We start from the raw sequence: 408 nt of genomic DNA on the forward strand, positions 1-408 counted from the left end.
GCGAAGGGATCGCTGCTGATCCTCGATCATCGGATTAACAACCTGGTGATCAACCGCTGCCGTAAGCCGGCCGACGCCGATATTCTGGTGCCCGGCGATACCATCTCGCTGATCGGCACTACCTCAATGCATATTCCTTATGACGAAATTGACGACAACCGGGTAACAGCGGCGGAGGTCGATACCCTGCTGCGCGAAGGGGAAAAGCTGGCGCCGGTCATGGGCCGCACCCGGATCCTCCGCGCCTACTCCGGCGTCCGCCCGCTGGTGGCCAGCGATAACGATCCCAGCGGGCGCGGCGTCAGCCGCGGCATCGTCCTGCTCGACCATGCCCAGCGTGACGGTATGGAAGGCTTCATTACTATCACCGGCGGCAAGCTGATGACCTATCGCCTGATGGCCGAGTGG

1 protein-coding gene is annotated in these 408 nt (G+C 62.3%); it reads left to right on the forward strand.

Annotated elements, in window-relative coordinates; all coding sequences use genetic code 11:
• The coding region (locus HG543_RS54205; protein ID WP_169352741.1) for an FAD-dependent oxidoreductase at positions 1-408 on the forward strand (408 nt) is incomplete at both ends.

Source organism: Pyxidicoccus fallax, from assembly GCF_012933655.1.
In the GTDB taxonomy this organism is placed as follows: domain Bacteria; phylum Myxococcota; class Myxococcia; order Myxococcales; family Myxococcaceae; genus Myxococcus; species Myxococcus fallax.